Origin of the sequence: Pseudomonas xanthosomatis (genome assembly GCF_019139835.1) — a bacterium.
Classification (GTDB): domain Bacteria; phylum Pseudomonadota; class Gammaproteobacteria; order Pseudomonadales; family Pseudomonadaceae; genus Aquipseudomonas; species Aquipseudomonas fakonensis.
In genome coordinates this window covers 3,709,936-3,729,518 of the sequence record NZ_CP077075.1, presented here as the reverse complement: position 1 = coordinate 3,729,518, position 19,583 = coordinate 3,709,936, and the positions used below count along the sequence as shown (strand labels likewise).

Here is a 19,583-nt window from a genome sequence, read left to right as displayed (position 1 = left end):
TGCGCAGCAGCCCCGGCAATTTCGCATGTTAATGCGCTCCACTGATCAATCATGGTGAACCCTAAGGCCCGCGCTCATGTCGCTACAGAAGGTACCCACAAGCATCAGGAGTCAGCGTGAGCGAGATCCGCAAAGGTATTTCTGGTTGGCCCGACAACCCCCTGGCAAGCCCGCGCTGCATCATCGACAAGGTCACCGCCGTGCACCGCTTGACCGTGCTCACCCTCAACGTGCACAAGGGTTTCACCCTGTTCAACCGGCGCTTTATCCTGCCCGAGCTGCGCGAAGCGGTGCGCGCCACCGGCGCCGACCTGGTGTTCCTGCAGGAGGTACACGGTAGCCACCAGCAGCACGCCCGGCGTCACCCCGGCTGGCCCGAGGCGCCGCAGTACGAATTTCTTGCCGACAGCATGTGGCCGCAGTTCGCCTATGGCCGCAACGCCGTGTACCCGCACGGCGACCACGGTAACGCGTTGTTGTCCAAATTCCCCATCGCCGCCTACGACAACCGCGATGTGTCGATCCACGGCAACGAACAACGCGGCCTGCTGCACTGCCGCCTGGAGGTGCCAGGCCACGCGCAGGTGCATGCGGTGTGCGTGCACCTGGGCCTGCGCGAGGCCCACCGGCAACGCCAGGTGCGCCTGCTGCTGGAGCTGCTCGACAGCCTGCCGCCGCAGGCCCCGGTGATCGTCGCCGGCGACTTCAACGACTGGCGCCTTAAGGCCGATGCCGTGCTCGGTGAGCGCCTGGTGGAGGCTTTCGGCAGCCCCGCACGCAGCTTCCCGGCACGCCTGCCGCTGTTGCGCCTGGACCGCATCTACCTGCACAACGCCCAGGCCAGCAGTGCCCAGGTACTGTCCAATTACCCCTGGTCGCACTTGTCCGACCATGTCCCCCTGGTGGCGGAGGTGTCCCTGTGAAACCCGACTGGCAAGGCGGCAACCAGGTGCAGTTGCTGATCAACGGCGAGCAGTACTACCCGCGGGTATTCGAGGCCATGGCGCAGGCCCGCGAAGAGATCCTGCTGGAAACCTTCATCATCTACGACGACAAGGTCGGTGAACGCCTGCGCCAGGTGCTGGTGGACGCCGCCCGCCGCGGCGTGCGGGTGGAAGTGGCGGTGGACGGTTACGGCACCGCCGCACTGCCGCAGGCTTACATCGCCTCGCTCACCGAGGCCGGCGTGCGCTTTCATGCCTTCGACCCGCAACCCTTGGTGGCCGGCATGCGCACCAACCTGTTCCACCGCCTGCACCGCAAGGTTGTGGTGATCGACGCAGAATGTGCATTCATTGGCGGCATCAACTACAGCGCCGACCACCTGGGCGACTTCGGCCCCCAGGCCAAACAGGACTATGCCGTGGAGGTGCGCGGGCCGGTGGTGGCGCAGGTGCATGCCTCAAGCCGGCGCTTGATGGCGCAGGTGCTGGACGGCCCCAGCCAGGTGCAGGCGCCCGACGCCCGCGTCGGCAGTGTCGAAGCCGCGCTGGTGGAGCGCGACAACCGCCGGCACCGCACCGACATCGAAGTGCAGTACCTGCAAGCGTTCCGCCAGGCGCGCCAGCGCATCGTGGTGGCCAATGCCTACTTCTTCCCCGGCTACCGCCTGCTACGCGAGTTGCGCAATGCCGCCCGGCGCGGCGTGCAGGTGACGCTGATTCTGCAGGGCCAGCCGGACATGCGCTGGGTCCGCGCGCTGTCGCGGCTGCTCTACAACTACCTGCTGCGCGACCAGGTGCGCATCTACGAATACTGCCAGCGCCCGCTGCACGGTAAGGTGGCGCTGGTGGATGACAGCTGGTCGACGGTGGGCTCGAGCAACCTCGACCCGCTGAGCCTGTCGTTCAACCTGGAAGCCAACCTGCTGATCCGCGACCGCGCGTTCAACCAGCTGCTGCACGAGCACTTGAGCGAACTGGCCGCACAGCACTGCAAGGCCGTCACCCTGGAGCGGATGATTCGTGGTTACTGGTGGCGGGCGCCGCTGATCTTCATGGGCTTCCACATCACTCGGTACTTTCCACGCATCGCCGGCTGGTTCCCGGCCCACCGCCAGCGCCTTACCTCAGTGCAACCGCAAGTCCAGGCCCAGGCCGACTGCCACGGGGGCAACAACTGATGGCCAAACCACGCTGGCAAACCTGGGGCAAGCGCCTGCTGACGCTGCTGTTCATTGTGCTGGTGCCGGCGCTGTTGTTCATGCTGGCGCGCAACCTTGACTGGAACGAGGTGCGCCAGTCGCTGCTGGCCTACAAGCCATCCACGCTGATGATCGGCCTGCTGTTGGCCCTGGCCAGCTATCTGGTGTTCGCCAGCTACGACCTGCTGGCCCGGGCCTACACCGGCCACCACCTGCCGGCGCGCCAGGTGCTGCCGGTGGCGTTCGTCTGCTACGCCTTCAACCTCAACTTTACCACCTGGGTGGGCGGCGTGGCCCTGCGCTACCGGCTGTACAGCCGCCTGGGGCTGGACACCGCCACCATCACCCGCATTCTCACCCTGGGCCTGTTGACCAACTGGATGGGCTACTTGTTGCTGGCCGGCAGCGTGTTCGCCCTGGGCTACGTCAAGCTGCCTGACAGCTGGACCCTGGGCGCCAGCGGGTTACGCCTGGTCGGCGTGCTGATGGTGGCGGTGGCCTTGGGTTACCTGCTGGCCTGTGCCTTCGCCAAGAAACGCACCTGGCAGCTACGCGGTCATGAGCTCACCCTGCCCACGCTGCGACTGGCGCTGTGCCAGGTGGCGTTGGGCGCCAGCAACTGGGCGCTGATGGCGGCATTGATCCACTGGTTGCTGCCGGGCGATCTGGCCTACCCGCAAACCCTGGGCGTGCTGCTGATCAGTTGCGTGGCTGGTGTGGTGGCGCACATCCCTGCCGGGCTTGGCGTGCTGGAAACGGTATTCCTTGCCCTGCTGCACGGCCAGCTCGGCCAGGGCACCCTGGTGGCGGCACTGTTGGGCTACCGCACGCTGTACTACCTGATCCCGCTGGTACTGGCGGTGATCACTTACCTGGTGCTCGAGCAACGCGCCCGGCACCTGCGCAAACCGCAACGGCAAGGAGGTTGACCATGCCCCGTGGCGATAAAGGCAAATACACCGACAAGCAAAAGCGCAAGGCCGAGCATATCGAGCAAAGCTACGAGGCCAAGGGCGTGCCCAAGGACGAAGCCGAAGCGCGGGCTTGGGCCACGGTTAACAAGCAATCCGGCGGCGGTGAGCGCAGTGGTGGCTCAGGGCAGCAGAAAAGCCCGGCGGCCAAGGCCAGGTCGAGGTCGTCGTCGGCAAGGCAAGCGGTTGCGAGCAAGCATGGCGAGTTGCGCCCAGAGCAGCGGTTGGAGGACATGACCAAGGCCGAGCTGATGGGCCTGGCGCGCAAGCGCGAGATTGCCGGGCGTTCGAGCATGCGCAAGCAGGCGTTGATCGAGGCGCTGCGCTGAAAGCCAACACGCAGGTGTTGCGGTAGCTGGCACCTGCTGCGCAAGTGTTCGCGGCTGAAGCCGCTCCCACAGGGATCACACCACCATAAGGCTTGTGCATTACCTGTAGGAGATTACCCAGCCCTACGAGCTTGCCGGCGATAGGGGCCACCCAAATACAGCGTCAAATTTAGGCTTTCCACAATCCTGTGGGAGCGGGCTTGCCCGCGAACACCGGCGAAGCCGGTGCCAGACACCGAGTCGCCTGCTTCGCGGGCAAGCCCGCTCCCACAGGGGCCGCGAGTTCTCTGCGCGACAGTGCAGCCCGAAGGGCTGGGTGATCTCCTACAGATCAGGGCTTTTGCCCATCCTCATCAACCACCTGGTCGGTCCACGGTTCACCGTCCAGCGGCGCCGAACGGGCCAGCTCCGCCTCGTCCAGGCCAATGCCGCCGCCAATCTCGTCGGCATCCACATGGCGCAGGCTTTTGTCCGCCGGCCCCCCACCGTCGCCCGGCTCGTCCGGGTCGCGGGCGCCGGTTTCGTCGAACAGCGTGTCGGGGCTCAGGTCATCCAGGGTGACGTTGTCCTCGTGCAGGCTGTCGCTCAAGGCTTCGCCGCCGGTCATGCCGCTTTCGGCCACGCGCCGGGCGGGGTACTCCTCGGCCACTTCGCGGGCCGGGCGCTCGTCACCGATGCGCCCCTGACGCTCGTCGCGGCGTTCGCTGAAATCCAGTTCGTGCACGCTGCCCATGCGGTCCTCGGTGTCATCGATCTCGGTCGGGGTTCTTGGCTCGTCTGGCTGCGCCATGGCGGTTCTCCATCAAGGGGGTTCATACGGTCGACTGCCGGCGCAGGGCAATGATTCAGAGTTTTTTGCCGCCCAGCTTTTTTGAACTCTGCCCGCCCCCGCCGCCTCCCAATTCAAGGCACACAAGGGAGCCGGTCATGGCCAAGCCGCTTGAGGAATACCTGCGCAAACGCGACTTCAACGCCACCCCCGAACCTGCCGGCAAGCGCAGCCGGGCGGGTGCTGCGCATGCTTTGCAGTTCTGCATTCAGAAGCACGACGCCAGCCACCTGCACTACGACTTTCGCCTCGAGCTGGACGGTACCCTGAAAAGCTGGGCCATCCCCAAGGGCCCGTCGCTGGACCCCAAGGTGCGCCGCCTGGCGGTGCACGTGGAGGACCACCCGCTGGACTATGCAAACTTCGAGGGCCATATCCCCGAGGGCCATTACGGCGCCGGCGATGTAATCGTGTGGGACCGTGGCATCTGGGAGCCCGAAGGCGACCCGCACGCCGCCTACCTGAAGGGCAAGCTGCGCTTTCGCCTGCAGGGTGAAAAGCTCAGTGGTATCTGGAACCTGTTCCGCACCCACCTGGCCGGCAAGAAGGAGCAGTGGATGCTGGTCAAGTCCAACGATGGCGAAGCACGCAGCGAGGCCGACTACAGCATCCTCGAGGCGCGCCCGGAAAGCGTGCTCAGCGAGCGCACCCTGGTGCCACGCAAAACCGCCAAGCCCGCCACACCCCAGCGCAGCGCCGGCAAGGCCGCCCTGCCCGCGCGGCTCGAACCGCAACTGGCCACCCTGGTGGACTCGGCCCCCGACGGCGAGTGGCGCTACGAGGTCAAGTTCGACGGTTACCGCATCCTGGCCCGCATCGACGGTGCCGATGTGCGCCTGTTCACCCGCAACGGCCACGACTGGAGCGCAAAAATGCCGCGCCAGGTGGCTGCGCTCAAGGCCCTGGGCTTGGGCTCGGCATGGCTGGACGGCGAAATGGTAGTGCTCGGCGATAATGGCGTGGCCGACTTCCAGGCCCTGCAAAACGCCTTCGATAGCGAGCAGGACGAACGCATCGTCTACTACCTGTTCGACCTGCCCTGCCTCGGCGGCAAAGACCTGCGCGCCCTGCCCCTGGAAGACCGCCGCCAGGCCCTGGAGCAACTGCTTGCACACCACGACGGCGAGGTCTTGCGGTTTTCCGAAGCCTTCGACCAACCTGTGGACGCCCTGCTTGCCAGCGCCTGCCGGCTGGGGCTCGAAGGGCTGATCGGCAAGCGCCTTGGCAGCACCTACAGCGGCCGACGCAGCGCTGACTGGGTCAAACTCAAGTGCAAGCAGCGCCAGGAATTCGTGATCGTCGGCTACACCGAGCCCAAGGGCAGCCGCAACGCCTTCGGCGCCCTGCTGCTGGCCCTGCATGACCCCGACACCGGCCAGTTGCGTTATGCCGGCAAGGTCGGCACGGGTTTCAGCGCCACCACCCTGGCCAGCATTCACGCCCGGCTCAAGCCTCTGCACTGCAGCAAGCCGCAACTGGCCAACCCGCCCACCGGCAGCGAAGCCCGTGGCGTGCATTGGCTCAAGCCGCAGCTGCTGGCCGAAGTGGCCTATGCGCAAATGACCCGTGAAGGTGTGGTGCGCCATTCGGTATTTCATGGCCTGCGCGACGACAAACCCGCCACCGCCATCGATTTGGAGCGTGCCATGCCCGCCAGGCAAGCCGACAAGCCCCTGGGCGACCTGCACCTGACGCACCCGGACCGGGTGATCGACGCCACCAGTGGTACCACCAAACGCCAGGTGGCCGAGTACTACGCCCAGATAACGCAACACCTGCTACCGCAGCTTAAAAACCGCCCCGTTGCTCTGGTACGCGCCCCGGACGGCCTGGCTGGCGAGCTGTTTTTCCAGAAAAACGCCGGGCAGTTGCATATCCCAGGCGTGATCACCTACACCAAGGCCCAGGCCGGCCAAGCGGCGATGGTGTTGAACAAGCCGCAAAGCCTGCTGGGTGCGGTGCAGATGAACATGCTTGAGCTGCACACCTGGAACGCCACCGACAAAGACTTCGAGCGCCCGGACCGTTTAATCCTCGACCTTGACCCGGACCCGGCACTGCCCTGGAAGGCCATGCTCGAAGCAACGCAATTGACCCTCACCCTGCTCGACGAACTGGGCCTGCAGGTGTTCCTCAAGACCAGCGGCGGCAAGGGCATGCACCTGGTGGTGCCGCTGACCCGGCGTGCCAGCTGGGACGAGGTGAAAGACTTCAGCCACGCCATCGTGCAGCACCTGGCCGGGCTGTTCCCCGATCGCCTGAGCGCGGTATCGGGGCCGAAGAACCGGGTCGGGCGGATCTTCATCGACTACTTGCGCAACGGCAAGGGCGCCACCACCGTGGCGGCCTATTCGCTGCGCGCCCGCGACGGCCTGCCGGTGTCGGTGCCTATCTGGCGCGAGGAGCTGGGCCAGCTCAAGGGCGCCAACCAATGGCATATCGGCAACCTGCACGAGCGCCTGAGCGAGGTGGATGACCCCTGGGCGGCGATGGGCAAGGTGCGCCAGTCGATCACCGCGCGCATGCGCAAGCAACTGGGGCTGGGCCAATGAGCATTATCCAGGACTTCGACCTGTCACACCTCGACCGCCTGCTGCGGCGCTTCGGCAGCCGGCCGCAGGCGCTTAATCTGGATACCCGCTTGCCGGAGCTGTTACAGGCAATGCAGGCCGACCACCTCGACCTGCTGCCGCTGCCCGGCCAAGGCCATACCCTGCAACGCTGGCAGACCCTGGCCCGGGTAGCCGGCTGCGACCTGGCACTGGCCAAGCTGTACGAAGGCCACACCGACGCCTTGGCGATACTCGCCGAGTGCGGCGCCGCCCACCACGCCGGCGACGGCCTGTGGGGCGTGTGGGCGGCCGAGCCCCCCGATGCACGGGTGCAAGTAGTGGCGCGTGAAGGCGAGCGGGTACGCCTGCAAGGCCGCAAAGGCTGGTGTTCCGGCGCGCTGCAAATCGACCGCGCGCTGGTTACCGCCTGGGACGGCGACCAGCAACAACTGGTGGCCATCGAGCTGTCGCACCCCAGCCAGCGCATCCAGGCTGACCATTGGCAGGCGGTGGGCATGGCTACCACCTGCAGCGTCGAGATCGAATTCGACAACAGCGAGGGCCTGGCCATCGGCAGCCCCGGCCAATACCTGGCGCGCCCGGGCTTCTGGCACGGCGGCGCGGGCATTGCCGCCTGCTGGTACGGCGCCGCCGAGGCGCTGGCCGACTACCTGCGCGAACACTGCCGCAAGCCCCGGCCCGACCCGCACGCCGACGCCCACCTGGGCGCGGTGGACGCTGCGCTTTACGGCGCCCGGGCGGCGCTGCGCGAATGTGCCGGGTGGATTGACCGCAACCCTGGCGCCGATGCCAGCTTCGAGGTACGCCGCACCCGGGCCCAGGTGGAGCATGCCGTCGAGCAGACCATCCAGCACGTCGGCCATGCCCTGGGCGCCACGCCGTATTGTCGCAGCAGCCATTTTGCCCGGCTGGCCGCCGACCTGCCGGTGTACCTGCGCCAGAGCCACGCCGAGCGCGACCTGGCCGAACTTGGCCGGCAATCATCCACCTTGCCTGCGGGGGGCTGGCAACTATGAGCGACAACCTGATCAACGCCAGCCAGGGCACGCCATGGAGCGCCTGGCAACACTCGGCGCACCTGGCTCGCGCCACCTGGCTGAACCCTGAACAGCTGTGCCCGCCGGGCCGGCGCCTGGTGCTGGTGGCCCCGCACCCGGACGACGAGGTGCTGATGGCTGGCGGCCTGCTGGCCGGTTTTCACGGCCGCGAGCAGGACCTGGTGCTGATCAGCGCCACCGACGGCGAAGGCAGCCACCCGGGCTCGGCCAGCTGGAGCGAGCACCGCCTGCGCCGCCAGCGCCCGCTGGAGAGCCGCCACGCGCTGCAGCAGCTCGACCTGGACCTGACCCGCCTGGACTGGCGCCGGCTCAACCTCAAGGACGGCGGCCTGCCCCGGGACGAGGCCTTTTTGCTCAACCACCTCAACCAGCTGTTGCAGCCCGACGACCTGCTGCTGTGCACCTGGCGCGACGATGGCCATTGCGACCACGAGGCGGTTGGCCGCGCCTGCGCCCAAGCGGCTTTGGCGCGCAAGGCGCAACTGGCCGAAGCGCCGGTATGGGCCTGGCACTGGGCCGAGCCCGACGACCCGCGCCTGCCCTGGCCCCGCGCCCACCGCGTGCAACTGGACGAAACGCGCCTGGCGCGCAAGCGTGCGGCGCTGGCCGCGTACACCAGCCAGCTGCAAGCCGACGGCGAACGTCCGCCGGTGCTGCCGGCCCGCCTGCAGGAATGCCTGCTGCAGCCCTTCGAACTGTTGTTTTTGTAAATGGAGCCGCCCATGAGCCTCGATGCACGCTACTTCGCCGACTTGTACGCGGGCAGTGACGACCCCTGGGCCTTCCGTACCCGCTGGTACGAACGGCGCAAGCGCGAGCTGGTGATGGCCGCCCTGCCGCGCCAGTGCTACGCCCGGGTGTTCGAGCCGGCCTGTGGCAACGGCGAGCTCAGCGCGCTGCTGGCCGAGCGGTGCGCCAACCTGCTGTGCCAGGACATCGACGCCACCGCCGTGGCCCTGGCCCGTCAACGGCTGGCCGGCATCCCCCACGCCAGCGTCGAGCAGGCACACCTGCCCGGTGACTGGCCGGGCGGCCAGTTCGACCTGATCGTGCTCAGTGAAATCGGCTACTACCTGGCCCCGACCGACTGGCTGCAGGTGATCGAGCAAGCGGTGCACAGCCTCAGCTACGACGGCGGCCTGCTGGCTTGCCACTGGCGCCATCCGATTGCCGGCTGCCCGCAGGACGGTCGCGAGGTGCACGCGCTGCTGGCTGATCGGCTGGCGCTATACCCGCAGTTGCGCCATGAGGAGGCCGACTTCGTACTGGAATATTGGTCATGCCAGCCCAGCGTGGTCGACCTGGACGAGACCTGCCTATGATCGCCGTGGTGATCCCTGCGCATAACGAAGCCCGGCGCCTTGGGTATTGCCTCAAGGCGGTCAAGGCGGCGGCCCAGGTGGCGCAGGCTGCAGGCCTTGCGGTCGAGGTCGTGGTGGTGCTCGACCGTTGCCACGACGCCAGTGCCGCCATTGCCCGCCGCCACGGCGTGCATACCCTGGAACTTGACGCCGGCAACGTCGGCATCGCCCGCCGGGCGGGCGCGGCCTGGATGCTCGAGCGCGGCGCCTGCTGGCTGGCGTTCACCGATGCCGACAGCCAGGTGCCGGCGCACTGGTTGGTGTCGCAGCTGCAATGGCAGGCCGATGCGGTGTGCGGCACGGTACATATCGAGCGTTGGCAGCCCTGGCAAAACGCGGCGCTGCGCAAGCTTTACCGCAGCCGCTACCACGCCGATGAGGGCCACCGGCATATCCACGGCGCCAATCTGGGCGTGTGTGCCCAGGCCTACGCCAAGGTGGGCGGGTTTCAGCCGCTGCCGGCCCATGAAGATGTGCAATTGGTGCTGGCCCTGGAGGCCATCGGTGCGCAGATCGTGTGGACCGCCCGGCACAGTGTGGCCACCAGCAGCCGAGCCGACAGCCGGGCACCAGAGGGATTCGGCGATTACCTGCGCGGTTTGCTGACCAGCCAATAACCCCGGTAACTAACCCCTGTAGGAGATCACCCAGCCCTCGGGGCTGCGCGGTCGCGCAGAGAACTAGTCTCACAGATGTACTGCGGCCCTTGTGGGAAGCGGCCTTGTGTCGCGATGGGCTGCGCAGCAGCCCCTGCAATTTTGCATGAGGCTGAGGCCTTGGGGCCGCTTCGCGCCCCATCTCGACCGGACGGCGCCCCGGCAAGGCCGCTTCCCACAGAGACCGTGTTAAATCAATGAGTTGTAGTTTGTTCTATGAGAGCCGGCTTGCCGGCTCCTGCAGGTTCAGCTCAGGCCTGAAGGTCATGAAGCCTTGCGCGGCTTCTTGGCTGGCTTCTTGCCGCCAAGGCTGCGCTTGAGCAGCTCGGTAAGGTCGAGAATATCCGCGCCCTTGCCTGCTTCGGCGCCCTCGGCTTTGGCCACCGCGGCGACCTTGCCCTTGCTCGCCTTCTCTTGCACCAGATCCATGATGGTCTGGCGAAACGCGTCGTGGTACTCATCCGGCGCCCACGGCCCGCTCATGTCCTCCACCAGGCGCTTGGCCATGTCCAGCTCGCGTTTATCGACCTTGGCAGCGGTGACGCTGTTGTCCAGCTCCAGGCTGTCGATGCCGCGCACTTCATCTGGCCAACGCAAGGTAATCAATACCAGCGCATCTTCCAGCGGGCGCAGCAGCGCTAGGTGCTGGCGGGTATGCAGCACCACGGTGGCCAAGGCTACCTTGCCGGTCTTCTCCAGGGTTTCGCGCAGCAAGGCGTACACCTTGCCGCCACGTTTGTCGGGTGTTAAGTAGTACGGGGTGTCGAATTGCTGCAGCGGAATCTCCCCGGCCTCGACGAAGGAGAAAATATCGATGGTCTGGGTCGCTTCCGGGCGGGCCTTGCGGATCTCCTCCTCGCTGATCACCACGTAGCGGCCCTTCTCCAGCGCCACGCCCTTGACGATGTTGTCCTTGTCGATGTCCTTGCCGGTGACCTTGTTCACCCGCTTGTAGCCCACCGGCTCCATGCTGCGCTTGTCGAGCCAGTCAAAATCTATACGCTCGCTGCGCACCGCGGTATTGAGCGACACGGGGATATGCACGAGGCCGAAGCTGATCGCGCCCTTCCAGATGGCCCGGGCCATGCCTGGTACCTCCTATTCATCGAACGGCTGGCCGGGCTCGCTGTAGCGCCAGGTGCCGCAACGTTCGCAGCACTGGCATTGCAACCCGGCAATTTCACCGACAGGCATGGCGCGCCACTGGCAACCACGCAGCAGGCAGACAAGTTTCATCAGCCACCTCCTTGGCCCCGCGAAAACGGGGCACTTACTCTGAGTGACTGCGCAGCACCACGAAGGTTTGATCGGCTTGCGCCTACGGCAACGGGTTGCCGCCGGTCACGCCGAACACTTCACCGGTGATGTAGCTCGATTCCTGGCTGGCCAGCAGCACGTACAGCGGCGCGCATTCGGCCGGCTGGCCGGGGCGTTTCATCGGCGTTTGCGCACCGAACTCGGGGATCTTCTCCGGCGGCTGGCCGCCGCTGGGCTGCAGCACGGTCCAGATCGGCCCGGGGGCCACCGCATTGACCCGGATGCCGCGCTCGATCACCTGCTTGGCCAGCGCTTTGGTGAAGGCGACGATGGCGGCCTTGGTGGTGGCGTAGTCGAGCAAGGTGGCCGAGGGCTGGTACGACTGGATCGAGGCAGTGTTGATGATGCTCGCCCCGGCCGGCATCAGCGGCACTGCGGCCTGGCACAGCCAGAACAATGCGTAGACGTTGGTCTTCAGGGTGTGGTCGAACTGCGCGTGGGTGATCTGGCCGATGTCCTTGCGCGCCTCCTGCTTGCCGGCGACGTTGACCAGAATGTCCAGGCCGCCCAGCTGTTCGTAGGCCTGGTCGACCAGCTCGCTGCAAAAGCGCGGGTCCTTGAGGTCGCCGGGGATGGCCACCGCCTTGCGCCCTTCGGCCGTGATCAGCGCCACCACTTCGCGGGCGTCGGCTTCTTCGGTGGGCAGGTAGTTGAGCGCGATATCGGCGCCCTCGCGGGCGAAGGCGATGGCCGTGGCCCGGCCAATGCCGGAGTCGGCGCCGGTAATGAGTGCGCGGCGGCCTGCCAGGCGGCCGAAGCCCTTGTAGGTGTGCTCGCCATGGTCGGGCTTGGGCCGCATTTCGGCATCCAGGCCCGGGGCGGCCTGGCCCTGCGCGGGGAACGGCGGGTGCGGGTACTGGGTGAGCGGGTTCTGTAGAGTGAACTGGTCCTGTGGTTTAGCGGGCATTGGGAATGCTCCTGTTCAGGTTGCGGAACTCTGTGGGCGCGGCGGTGCGCCGCTATCGCGGGGCAAGCCCGCTCCCACGGCGTCAGGTTTCGGCCATGACCTTGGCAGTGACCTCGCTCATGGCTTGGCGTGCGTCCTGGCCCTGGTCGCGGGCCAGCGCCAATGCAGCCATTTGCCGATCGGCACTGGTGCCTTCATGCAGTACCTGCGCGGCATGGTTGAAGGCGCACTCGGCATCGACGGTGTCGGGGGGCAGTTGCGCCTGCAACTGGGCCAGCCAGCCTGCGGCACTGACCGGTTGCTGGTCGTGCATGCCGATGTAGGTGCCGTGGCGCCCATGGCGGCAAGCACGCCAGTAGTTCTCCTGGGTGAGCCAGCGCAGTTCGCGGCTGACCGGCATGCCGCCATGCCGGCGTTGAATCAGCTGCTCAACGAGATGGCGAAACAACCCGGCAATCGCCAGGCCGTCCTCCAGCCGCGGGCAGCCATCGCAGATGCGCAGCTCCACGGTGGGCAAGCGCATCGACGGGCGGATCGCCCACCAGAACGCACCGTCTTCGGCCAGGGCGCCGGTGCGTTGCAGCAACGCCCGGTAGCGCTGGTAGGCGCCCCAGTCAGCCAGCGGCTCGGGCAGGCCCATGTGCGGCCACTCGCCACACACCACCCTGCGGTAACTCATATAGCCGGTGGCCTCGCCGCCCCACAGGGGTGAGGAGGTGCTGAGCACCAGTAGCAGCGGCAGCCAGTACAACAGGCGGTTGATCAGTTGCATGCGGTCGCAGCCGGGAGGTACGCCCACATGCACATGCAGGCCATTGAGCAGGCTGCGCCGCGCCACAAGCTGGTAATCGTCGAACACCTGGCGGTAATGCGCGGTTTGTCGGGCATGCTGGCGCAGCCACTGCGCACTGGGGTGGCTGGCGGCGCAGTAAAGCCCGGCGCCCTCCTCGGCCAGTGCCTGGTTCAGGCGCTGGCGGCTTGCGCGGAAAAAACCTCGGGCCTGGTGCAGGTTATCGAACACTGGCGAGGCGATTTCGATCTGGCTGCGGAACATTTCTTCGGCCAGGCAGTTACCCAGCACTTCGCGGCAACGCCGGTCGATCGCCGCCGAGGGCGTGGCCAGCACCCGGCCGCTGGCCAGGTCGACCAGCAGGTACTCCTCCTCGATGCCGAAGGTGCAGGCGTCAGCCATTGCGGGTAACGGTCAGGGCGACGGCGGCGATGCGCTCCACCTGTTCGTAGCCGGGTTCGAGCAGTTGCTCGCCGAACACGTCCGGGTCCACCTCCTTGTAGCTCCAGCTGAACGCCGGCCCGGCCAGGCGCAGGCGGATGGCTTCGAGCAATGCGTCACGGCCCTCGAGCATGGCCACTCCGGTGTACAGCAACAAGGTACCGCCGGGGGCCAGGCGCTCACGGGCCTGCTCGACGATGCGCAGTGAAAGCTCGGCGCCCAGGCTGCCGCCGCCGTGACGGTAGGCGCGCCGGCCGGCATCGAGCATGTACGGCGGGTTGGCGACGATCAAATCGAAGGTTCCGCTGAGGCCGTCGAGCAGGTCGCTGGGCTCCACCGACAGGTTGGCCACCCCGGCCAGGGCGGCATTGATGGCGGTAAAGCGTAAGGCCTGCGGGTTGATGTCCACCGCGCTGACCTGCGCGTGCCGGGCGGCGCGGGCAATCAGCAAGGCACCGACGCCGCTGCCGCAGCCAATGTCGACTGCGTGCTGCACGCGCTTGGGGCTGCGTTGCAGATGGTCGTGGATCACCTGGGCGAAGCGGTAGCTGTCGGGGCCGAAGAACACCGCGTCCTGGCTGTCGGTGGGCCAGGCAGAGTGCACCAGCAACAGGTCGTCCAGGCTCGACCAGCGCACCGTACTGCGCAGCAGCTGGCCGTCGGCTTGCAACACGCCAGCGGTATGCAGTTGCTGCAACTCGTCGGCACTGATCAGCTCGGGCGCGAACGGCCGGCTCCAGCCGAACACATCGCGCAGGTTGCCGGCGCGCCGGGCCTCATGCCTGGCATTGACCCTGGCGTGAGTGGCCGGGGTCACGCAGGTGAAGCGGTAGCCGTCATCGCGCAGGCGCCGGCCCAGTTGCAACAGGGCCGCATCGGCCTCGGCCTGGTTGTGGTCGAGCAGCATCAGCAGGGCCCTCCCTGGGCAAGGCCGGTGGCCCGCGCGTAGGCGCGGGTGGCACGCAGGCCTTGCGGTTCGGCATGGTGGTTGCCGGCCATGGCGCCAATCAGGCCGGTGATATCGGTTTCGGGCAGCGCAGGTTCGGCCTCGGCGGCGAACGCCAGCTCGTTCTCCCATTGCCCAGGCAACACCCGGCGCACCGGGTCGCCTTGCCAGTCGCCGGCGATCCAGTCGTGCCAGAGCTGTTTTTCGTAGGCGCTGAACACGCCGAACATCGCCGCCGTCGGGCCTTCGATCAGGCCCCAGAAGCGGCTCAGGCTCGGGGCCTGGTTGCGCACGATCCAGCCGTTGCCCTGCAGCGCCTTGAGGAACGCGGGCATGCCTCCGGGCGCGGCCAGCCACTGGTTGACGGTGCGGCCTTGCAGGCGGCAGCGGTCGGCGTGCATGAACTGGCCGAAGACGCGCTTGCGCTCCAAGGCCGCCAGCAGTTCGCCTTCGAGGTCGAAGCTGGCGATCAGCGTTGGTGTATCCACGCCCAGGTCGTTCAGGCGGTAGCCGTTGCGTACCCGGCGGTAGAACGCAGCACTGCCCTGCAGTTGCGCGAAGGCCTCCAGCGAGCGCCGGGCGTGGCCGCTGGCGGCGTTGTCGATGGTGACGTGAAGCTGGAAGTAATGGGCATCGATGCCCAGTTCGGCCAGTTCGTGGGTGGTGATCAGCAGGTGCAGCGGCGGTTGCTCGTAGCCCAGGTTGTAGCCGATGACCTCAGGCAGCAACGCGTCACCGGCCTGGCCCAGGGCCAGTTGCACGGTGCCTTGCAGGTAACTGGCATCTGCCAGCGGCAGGCCTTGCAGGCAGCCCAGGCGGCTGAGCAGGCGCTGGTAGATCAGCACGTGGTTGCTGCGCGGGTCGCCGTCGCCGAGCTCTTCGAGGTAGGTGCGGATCAGGCCGTGATAACGCGGGTCGCGCCAGTGGCGCAAGGTGCCATGTAGCCAGGCGCCGTCAACGGCCTTGGTGGGGGCTACCTGCTGCAGAAACCAAAGCGCCTGGGCGCGGTTGGCGAAATAGCGCCGGGGCGCGCCCAGGCGGCGTTGTTCGAGGTAGTGCTTGTGGGCCTGGGCGACCTGGGCGGCATTTGCAGCGGCCCAGGCGGGTAACTGGACGGGGTCGTCGGGCAGGTCGTCGTTCAACTGCGCGGCTTGGTGCAACTGCTCGCCCAGCCAGGCCTGGGTATCGCCCGGGCGGCCGTCGAGCAATGCCTGGTAGCGCGCTTGCAGCGTTTTCTCGGCGACGTCGTCGCGGCTGATAACGGTCATGCCGGGCCCCTCGCTCTTTATGGGTTTTGCGGCTTGGTTTGTGGCGCTGGCTCGGTGGTGGGTGTGTCGGGTTGCTGCATTTGCAGCGAGGGTTTGCTGGGGTCGGCGTCTTTGGCTGGGTGGTCGTTGTCGCGGTCGAAGCACCCGCTGAGCAGGCTCAGGCTGCCCAGCAGGCACAGCAATGGGGTGATACGCATGGTTTGCCTCCTGCGCGGTGCCGGGCAAGCAAGCCCGGCACCGCATGGGCTCACTTACGAGCGACCGCCTTTACGGCCGGACTCGGTGGAGGGGCGCTGGCTGCTGCCGGGGCTTTGCTGGCCACCTTTGCGGCCGGCCTCGGAGGCTTTTTCGCGGTCGTTGGCGAAGTTACCAGGATTTTTCGAACTGCCCTGGTTGCCCATATTGCTGTTCTCTTTGTTGGCCATGGTCTTCAAACCTCGATTGGCTTTGGGAATGTACGGTTTAGGTCCGTACATGGTTGGGAGTGCGGGGGGCTGGGGGGATTCGGTTTTTTGTGGGGTTGGCGGACCGGTGGCGCTAAAGGTGGGGAGTGGGGGGTATTTGGGGGCTAAGGGTTTTGGTTCGGGTTTGGGGTTTGGGGTTTGGCTTGGTGTTTTAGGGTGATTGCTTTGGGAGATGTATGCGCATTCGTTGACAATGCGCGCTTTTCGTCACCTTTCCGCCCTTACGGCGGGTAACTTTTTGAGGGATCAAAAAGTCACCAAAAAATCCCTGCTCCCATCATCCGGCCCCCTACGCTGCGCTTCGGGGGTTCCCTCGCTCCGGGCTTGCTCCGGAGGGACGCGCCGACGGGCCGTCCCTGGCCCGATCGGCGCTCGACCGGCATCCATGCCGGTCGCCCTCCTACGCAATCCCTACGCTCGGCCTCCTGAAGTCGCGATTTGTGTTGCCTGGGGTATCGCGCGCTTAGAAGCAAGATCAAGAGCCAGATCAAGAGCTGGGATGTTGGTTTAATTGTTATTGATATGTTGTTTGTTCTGATGCAATCGCGGGCAAGCCCGCTCCCACGCTAGTTGTGCGCACCAACTTCTGGCGTGGGAGCGGGCTTGCCCCGCGATTAAATCCTGAGTTCCCACGGTGGCAACTAGCGACCGAGCTGCGTACTCATAGGCGCCGCCACTAACTTCGCGACTTCAGGAGGCCGAACGCAGGGATTGCGTAGGGGGGCGACCGGCATGGATGCCGGTCGAGCGCCGATCGGGCCAGGGACGGCCCGTCGGCGCGTACCCCCGGAGCAAGCCCGGAGTGAGGGTACCCCGGAGCGCAGCGCAGGGGCCGGATGATGGGAGCGAGCGGTTTTGCTTACTTTTGACAAGACAAAAGTAAGCCGCCGTAAGGGCGGAAAGGTGAATAAGCGTCACTGCAAATAATGAATGCGCATATAACTTTCAAAACCAACTAAAACCAACTAAAGGCAATTCAAACCAACAGGCCAAAAAATTAACGCCCACGCCTCAACGTCTCACTAGGCAACTCCCGAAACAACTGCCGATAACTTTCAGAAAACCGCCCCAAATGCCAGAACGACCACCGCATCGCCACTTCAGCCACGGTAACCTCCCCGGCCCCACGCAATAAATCCCGCCGCGCCCCGTTCAACCTGCGCAACCGCAGCCAATGCGCCGGCGGCAGGTTGGTGAACCCCTTGAACGCCTGCTGCAGTTGCCGCACCGAAACCCCCGCCACCCGGGCCAGCTCCACCAGGTTCAAGGTTTCATCCGGGCAATCGGCGGCCCACTCGCTGACCCGGCGCATGATCGCCCGCTCCTCGTCACGCCGCTCCCGCGCCTCCCCCTGCAAGCGCTGGCCGGCGTTGTCCAGTATGTACAGGCAATCCTCCAGCAACTGCTCGGCCAGCGCCCTGCCCTCCAGAGGGCAATCGGCCTGCCCAAGGCGGGTCAGGGTGGCGCTCAGCCAGTTGCCGAACAGCGCGTTCTGCTGGCAGGTCAAAGGCACCATGAACAAGCCGCGCAAACGCTCGACATCCAGCCCGTGGCTGGCAAGGAACGGCTGCTCGAACACCACCGCCACCTCCTGGTAGTTCTCCGGGGTGATCCAGATGTTGCGGCTGTCTTCGTTAAGCAGGTACAGGCTGTTCTCGCTGCGGTCGAAGCAAAACGCCAAGGCCCCGCTGGGCGCGCGGAAGAATTGCTCTACCCGGGTGTTCAGGCGCTCTTCGTACACCTCCACACCCTCCAGCTCCAACCAACGCAACTGGCCGTTGAAATGCCCGGGGGACATCTGCCGGTACTGCTGCTGCCAGCCTGGGGTGGCGCGGGTCTGCTCGGTCACATCGGTGGTGCGAAAGTCCTGAACCTGCAAGGCGATGGGCGTTGTCACACGCTGTCCTATTGCACTCTTTTGGTGCATTGGTCTGCGAAGAAAGTGGATAGATCGCCCCGCAGGGCTGCGCCCAAGATAGTCCTCAGCGTCACCCGTGGGAAGTGCTCCCGTGCAATGTGCCGCGTGCCCGCCCACCACAACAACCCAACCAAGAGGTCTGTATGAACGCCCCCTTCGATCAGCTGTCCACCTGGCTGAAAGAACACCGGATCACCGAAGTCGAATGCGTGATCAGCGACCTGACCGGCATCGCCCGCGGCAAGATCGCCCCGACCGCCAAATTTCTCCATGAGCGCGGCATGCGCCTGCCAGAAAGCGTGCTGCTGCAGACCGTCACCGGCGATTACGTCGACGATGACATCTACTACAGCCTGCTCGACGCCGCCGACATCGACATGGTCTGCCGCCCCGACCCCACCGCGGTGTACCAGATCCCCTGGGCCATCGAACCGACCGCCATCGTCATCCACGACACCTTCGACAAGCACGGCAACCCTATCGAGCTGTCGCCGCGCAACGTGCTGAAGAAAGTGCTCAAGCTGTATGCCGACAAGGGCTGGCAGCCGATCGTCGCACCCGAAATGGAGTTTTACCTCACCCAGCGCTGCGAAGACCCGGACCTGCCGCTGCAAGTGCCGCTGGGCCGCTCGGGCCGTGCCGAAAGTGGCCGCCAGTCGTTCTCCATCGATGCGGCCAACGAATTCGACCCGCTGTTCGAAGACGTCTACGACTGGTGCGAACTGCAGGGCCTGGACCTGGACACGCTGATCCACGAAGACGGCCCGGCGCAGATGGAGATCAACTTCCGCCACGGCGACGCCCTGGACCTGGCCGACCAGATCACCGTGTTCAAGCGCACCATGCGCGAGGCGGCGCTCAAGCACAACGTCACCGCCACCTTCATGGCCAAACCGATCACCGACGAGCCGGGCAGTGCCATGCACCTGCACCAGAGCGTGGTCGACATCGCCACCGGCAAGCCGATCTTCGCCAACGAAGACGGCCAGATGAGCGAGCTGTTCCTGCACCACATCGGCGGCCTGCAAAAATACATCCCCAAGCTGCTGCCGATGTTCGCGCCCAACGTCAATTCGTTCCGCCGCTTCCTGCCCGATACCTCGGCGCCGGTGAACGTCGAATGGGGTGAAGAAAACCGCACTGCCGGCCTGCGCGTACCGACCTCCAGCCCCGAGGCCATGCGCGTGGAAAACCGCCTGCCGGGCGCTGACGCCAACCCCTACCTGGCCATCGCCGCCAGCCTGCTGTGCGGCTACATCGGCATGGTCGAGCGTATCGAGCCCAGCGCCCCGGTGCAGGGCCGCGCCTACGAGCGGCGCAACCTGCGCCTGCCGATCACCATCGAGGACGCGCTGCAGCACATGGAGGACTGCGAGGTGGTGCAGCAGTACCTGGGCCAGCAGTTCGTGCAGGGCTATGTGGCGGTCAAGCGCGCCGAGCACGAGAACTTCAAGCGGGTGATCAGTTCGTGGGAGCGTGAGTTCCTGCTGCTGAGCGTCTGAGTACCAACGTGGGAGCGGGCTTGCCCCGCGATTGGGGCCAGAATCCGTCGCGCGGCAAGCCCGCTCCCACGCCCCCTTCACCGATCCATCGTTAATACCACGCCCAAGAA

The 19,583-nt window shown here is 66.1% G+C and carries 20 protein-coding genes; 10 read left to right on the top strand and 10 right to left on the bottom strand.

Annotation, left to right across the window (positions count from 1 at the left end):
- The first annotated feature begins 125 nt into the window (after positions 1-125).
- The 4 genes from KSS93_RS16640 to KSS93_RS16625 are packed head-to-tail and all read left to right on the top strand — an operon-like array spanning position 126 to position 3,443.
- Positions 126-923, top strand: a complete 798-nt coding sequence (locus KSS93_RS16640) for an endonuclease/exonuclease/phosphatase family protein (protein ID WP_225917375.1) — start codon at positions 126-128, stop codon at positions 921-923.
- Positions 920-2,122: a cardiolipin synthase ClsB gene (gene clsB, locus KSS93_RS16635; RefSeq protein ID WP_217885083.1), complete on the top strand. Its 1,203-nt coding sequence runs from the start codon at positions 920-922 to the stop codon at positions 2,120-2,122. The genes KSS93_RS16640 and clsB overlap by 4 nt, the downstream gene beginning before the upstream one ends.
- Positions 2,122-3,072: a lysylphosphatidylglycerol synthase domain-containing protein gene (locus KSS93_RS16630; protein WP_217885082.1), complete on the top strand. Its 951-nt coding sequence runs from the start codon at positions 2,122-2,124 to the stop codon at positions 3,070-3,072. Before clsB ends, KSS93_RS16630 begins: the two co-directional genes overlap by 1 nt.
- A 2-nt stretch (positions 3,073-3,074) precedes the next feature.
- Positions 3,075-3,443 (top strand): Rho termination factor N-terminal domain-containing protein, encoded by a 369-nt coding sequence (locus tag KSS93_RS16625; RefSeq protein ID WP_217885081.1) that lies wholly within the window; start codon positions 3,075-3,077, stop codon positions 3,441-3,443.
- Between the two features lie 331 nt (positions 3,444-3,774).
- On the opposite strand, the gene KSS93_RS16620 is transcribed toward KSS93_RS16625, so the two are convergent.
- Positions 3,775-4,233, bottom strand: coding sequence for a phosphotransferase system, HPr-related protein (locus KSS93_RS16620; RefSeq protein WP_217885080.1), 459 nt, complete (start codon positions 4,231-4,233; stop codon positions 3,775-3,777).
- Positions 4,234-4,370: 137 nt separating this feature from the next.
- Between KSS93_RS16620 and ligD the strand changes: the two genes are divergently transcribed.
- Genes ligD through KSS93_RS16595 form a run of 5 tightly spaced genes read left to right on the top strand, consistent with a single transcriptional unit; the run spans position 4,371 to position 9,881 of the window.
- A complete protein-coding gene (ligD, locus tag KSS93_RS16615; protein ID WP_217885079.1) occupies positions 4,371-6,824 on the top strand; it encodes a DNA ligase D in 2,454 nt (817 codons plus the stop codon).
- Positions 6,821-7,861, top strand: coding sequence for an acyl-CoA dehydrogenase family protein (locus tag KSS93_RS16610; RefSeq protein WP_217885078.1), 1,041 nt, complete (start codon positions 6,821-6,823; stop codon positions 7,859-7,861). The genes ligD and KSS93_RS16610 overlap by 4 nt, the downstream gene beginning before the upstream one ends.
- Positions 7,858-8,613 (top strand): PIG-L deacetylase family protein, encoded by a 756-nt coding sequence (locus KSS93_RS16605; RefSeq protein ID WP_217885077.1) that lies wholly within the window; start codon positions 7,858-7,860, stop codon positions 8,611-8,613. The genes KSS93_RS16610 and KSS93_RS16605 overlap by 4 nt, the downstream gene beginning before the upstream one ends.
- A gap of 12 nt (positions 8,614-8,625) precedes the next feature.
- The gene (locus tag KSS93_RS16600) at positions 8,626-9,225 is read left to right on the top strand and encodes a class I SAM-dependent methyltransferase (protein ID WP_217885076.1); all 600 of its coding nucleotides are present in this window, start codon (positions 8,626-8,628) and stop codon (positions 9,223-9,225) included.
- Entirely contained in the window at positions 9,222-9,881 is a 660-nt protein-coding gene (locus tag KSS93_RS16595) for a glycosyltransferase (protein WP_217885075.1), read from the top strand. The genes KSS93_RS16600 and KSS93_RS16595 overlap by 4 nt, the downstream gene beginning before the upstream one ends.
- A gap of 303 nt (positions 9,882-10,184) precedes the next feature.
- Here the strand turns inward: KSS93_RS16595 and ku are convergent, their stop codons facing one another.
- The 9 genes from ku to KSS93_RS16550 all read right to left on the bottom strand — a co-directional run bounded on the left by ku (position 10,185) and on the right by KSS93_RS16550 (position 17,950).
- Entirely contained in the window at positions 10,185-11,006 is an 822-nt protein-coding gene (gene ku, locus KSS93_RS16590) for a non-homologous end joining protein Ku (RefSeq protein WP_217885074.1), read from the bottom strand.
- A 12-nt stretch (positions 11,007-11,018) separates the two neighbouring features.
- Positions 11,019-11,156 (bottom strand): PSPA7_2676 family Cys-rich small protein, encoded by a 138-nt coding sequence (locus KSS93_RS16585; RefSeq protein ID WP_217885073.1) that lies wholly within the window; start codon positions 11,154-11,156, stop codon positions 11,019-11,021.
- Positions 11,157-11,238: 82 nt separating this feature from the next.
- Positions 11,239-12,144: an SDR family oxidoreductase gene (locus KSS93_RS16580; RefSeq protein WP_217885072.1), complete on the bottom strand. Its 906-nt coding sequence runs from the start codon at positions 12,142-12,144 to the stop codon at positions 11,239-11,241.
- An 82-nt stretch (positions 12,145-12,226) separates the two neighbouring features.
- Positions 12,227-13,336, bottom strand: coding sequence for a carboxylate-amine ligase (locus tag KSS93_RS16575; RefSeq protein ID WP_217885071.1), 1,110 nt, complete (start codon positions 13,334-13,336; stop codon positions 12,227-12,229).
- Positions 13,329-14,282, bottom strand: a complete 954-nt coding sequence (locus KSS93_RS16570) for a methyltransferase (RefSeq protein ID WP_217885070.1) — start codon at positions 14,280-14,282, stop codon at positions 13,329-13,331. Before KSS93_RS16570 ends, KSS93_RS16575 begins: the two co-directional genes overlap by 8 nt.
- On the bottom strand, positions 14,282-15,589 hold the full coding sequence (locus KSS93_RS16565; RefSeq protein WP_217885069.1) for an iron-containing redox enzyme family protein: 1,308 nt from the start codon (positions 15,587-15,589) through the stop codon (positions 14,282-14,284). Before KSS93_RS16565 ends, KSS93_RS16570 begins: the two co-directional genes overlap by 1 nt.
- 17 nt (positions 15,590-15,606) lie before the next feature.
- Positions 15,607-15,786 (bottom strand): hypothetical protein, encoded by a 180-nt coding sequence (locus tag KSS93_RS16560; RefSeq protein WP_217885068.1) that lies wholly within the window; start codon positions 15,784-15,786, stop codon positions 15,607-15,609.
- A gap of 54 nt (positions 15,787-15,840) precedes the next feature.
- Positions 15,841-16,014, bottom strand: a complete 174-nt coding sequence (locus tag KSS93_RS16555) for a con-10 family general stress protein (RefSeq protein WP_217838646.1) — start codon at positions 16,012-16,014, stop codon at positions 15,841-15,843.
- A gap of 1,036 nt (positions 16,015-17,050) precedes the next feature.
- Positions 17,051-17,950, bottom strand: coding sequence for a helix-turn-helix domain-containing protein (locus KSS93_RS16550; protein WP_217885067.1), 900 nt, complete (start codon positions 17,948-17,950; stop codon positions 17,051-17,053).
- A 164-nt stretch (positions 17,951-18,114) separates the two neighbouring features.
- Between KSS93_RS16550 and KSS93_RS16545 the strand changes: the two genes are divergently transcribed.
- Positions 18,115-19,473, top strand: coding sequence for a glutamine synthetase family protein (locus KSS93_RS16545; protein ID WP_217885066.1), 1,359 nt, complete (start codon positions 18,115-18,117; stop codon positions 19,471-19,473).
- The last annotated feature ends 110 nt before the right edge of the window (positions 19,474-19,583 follow it).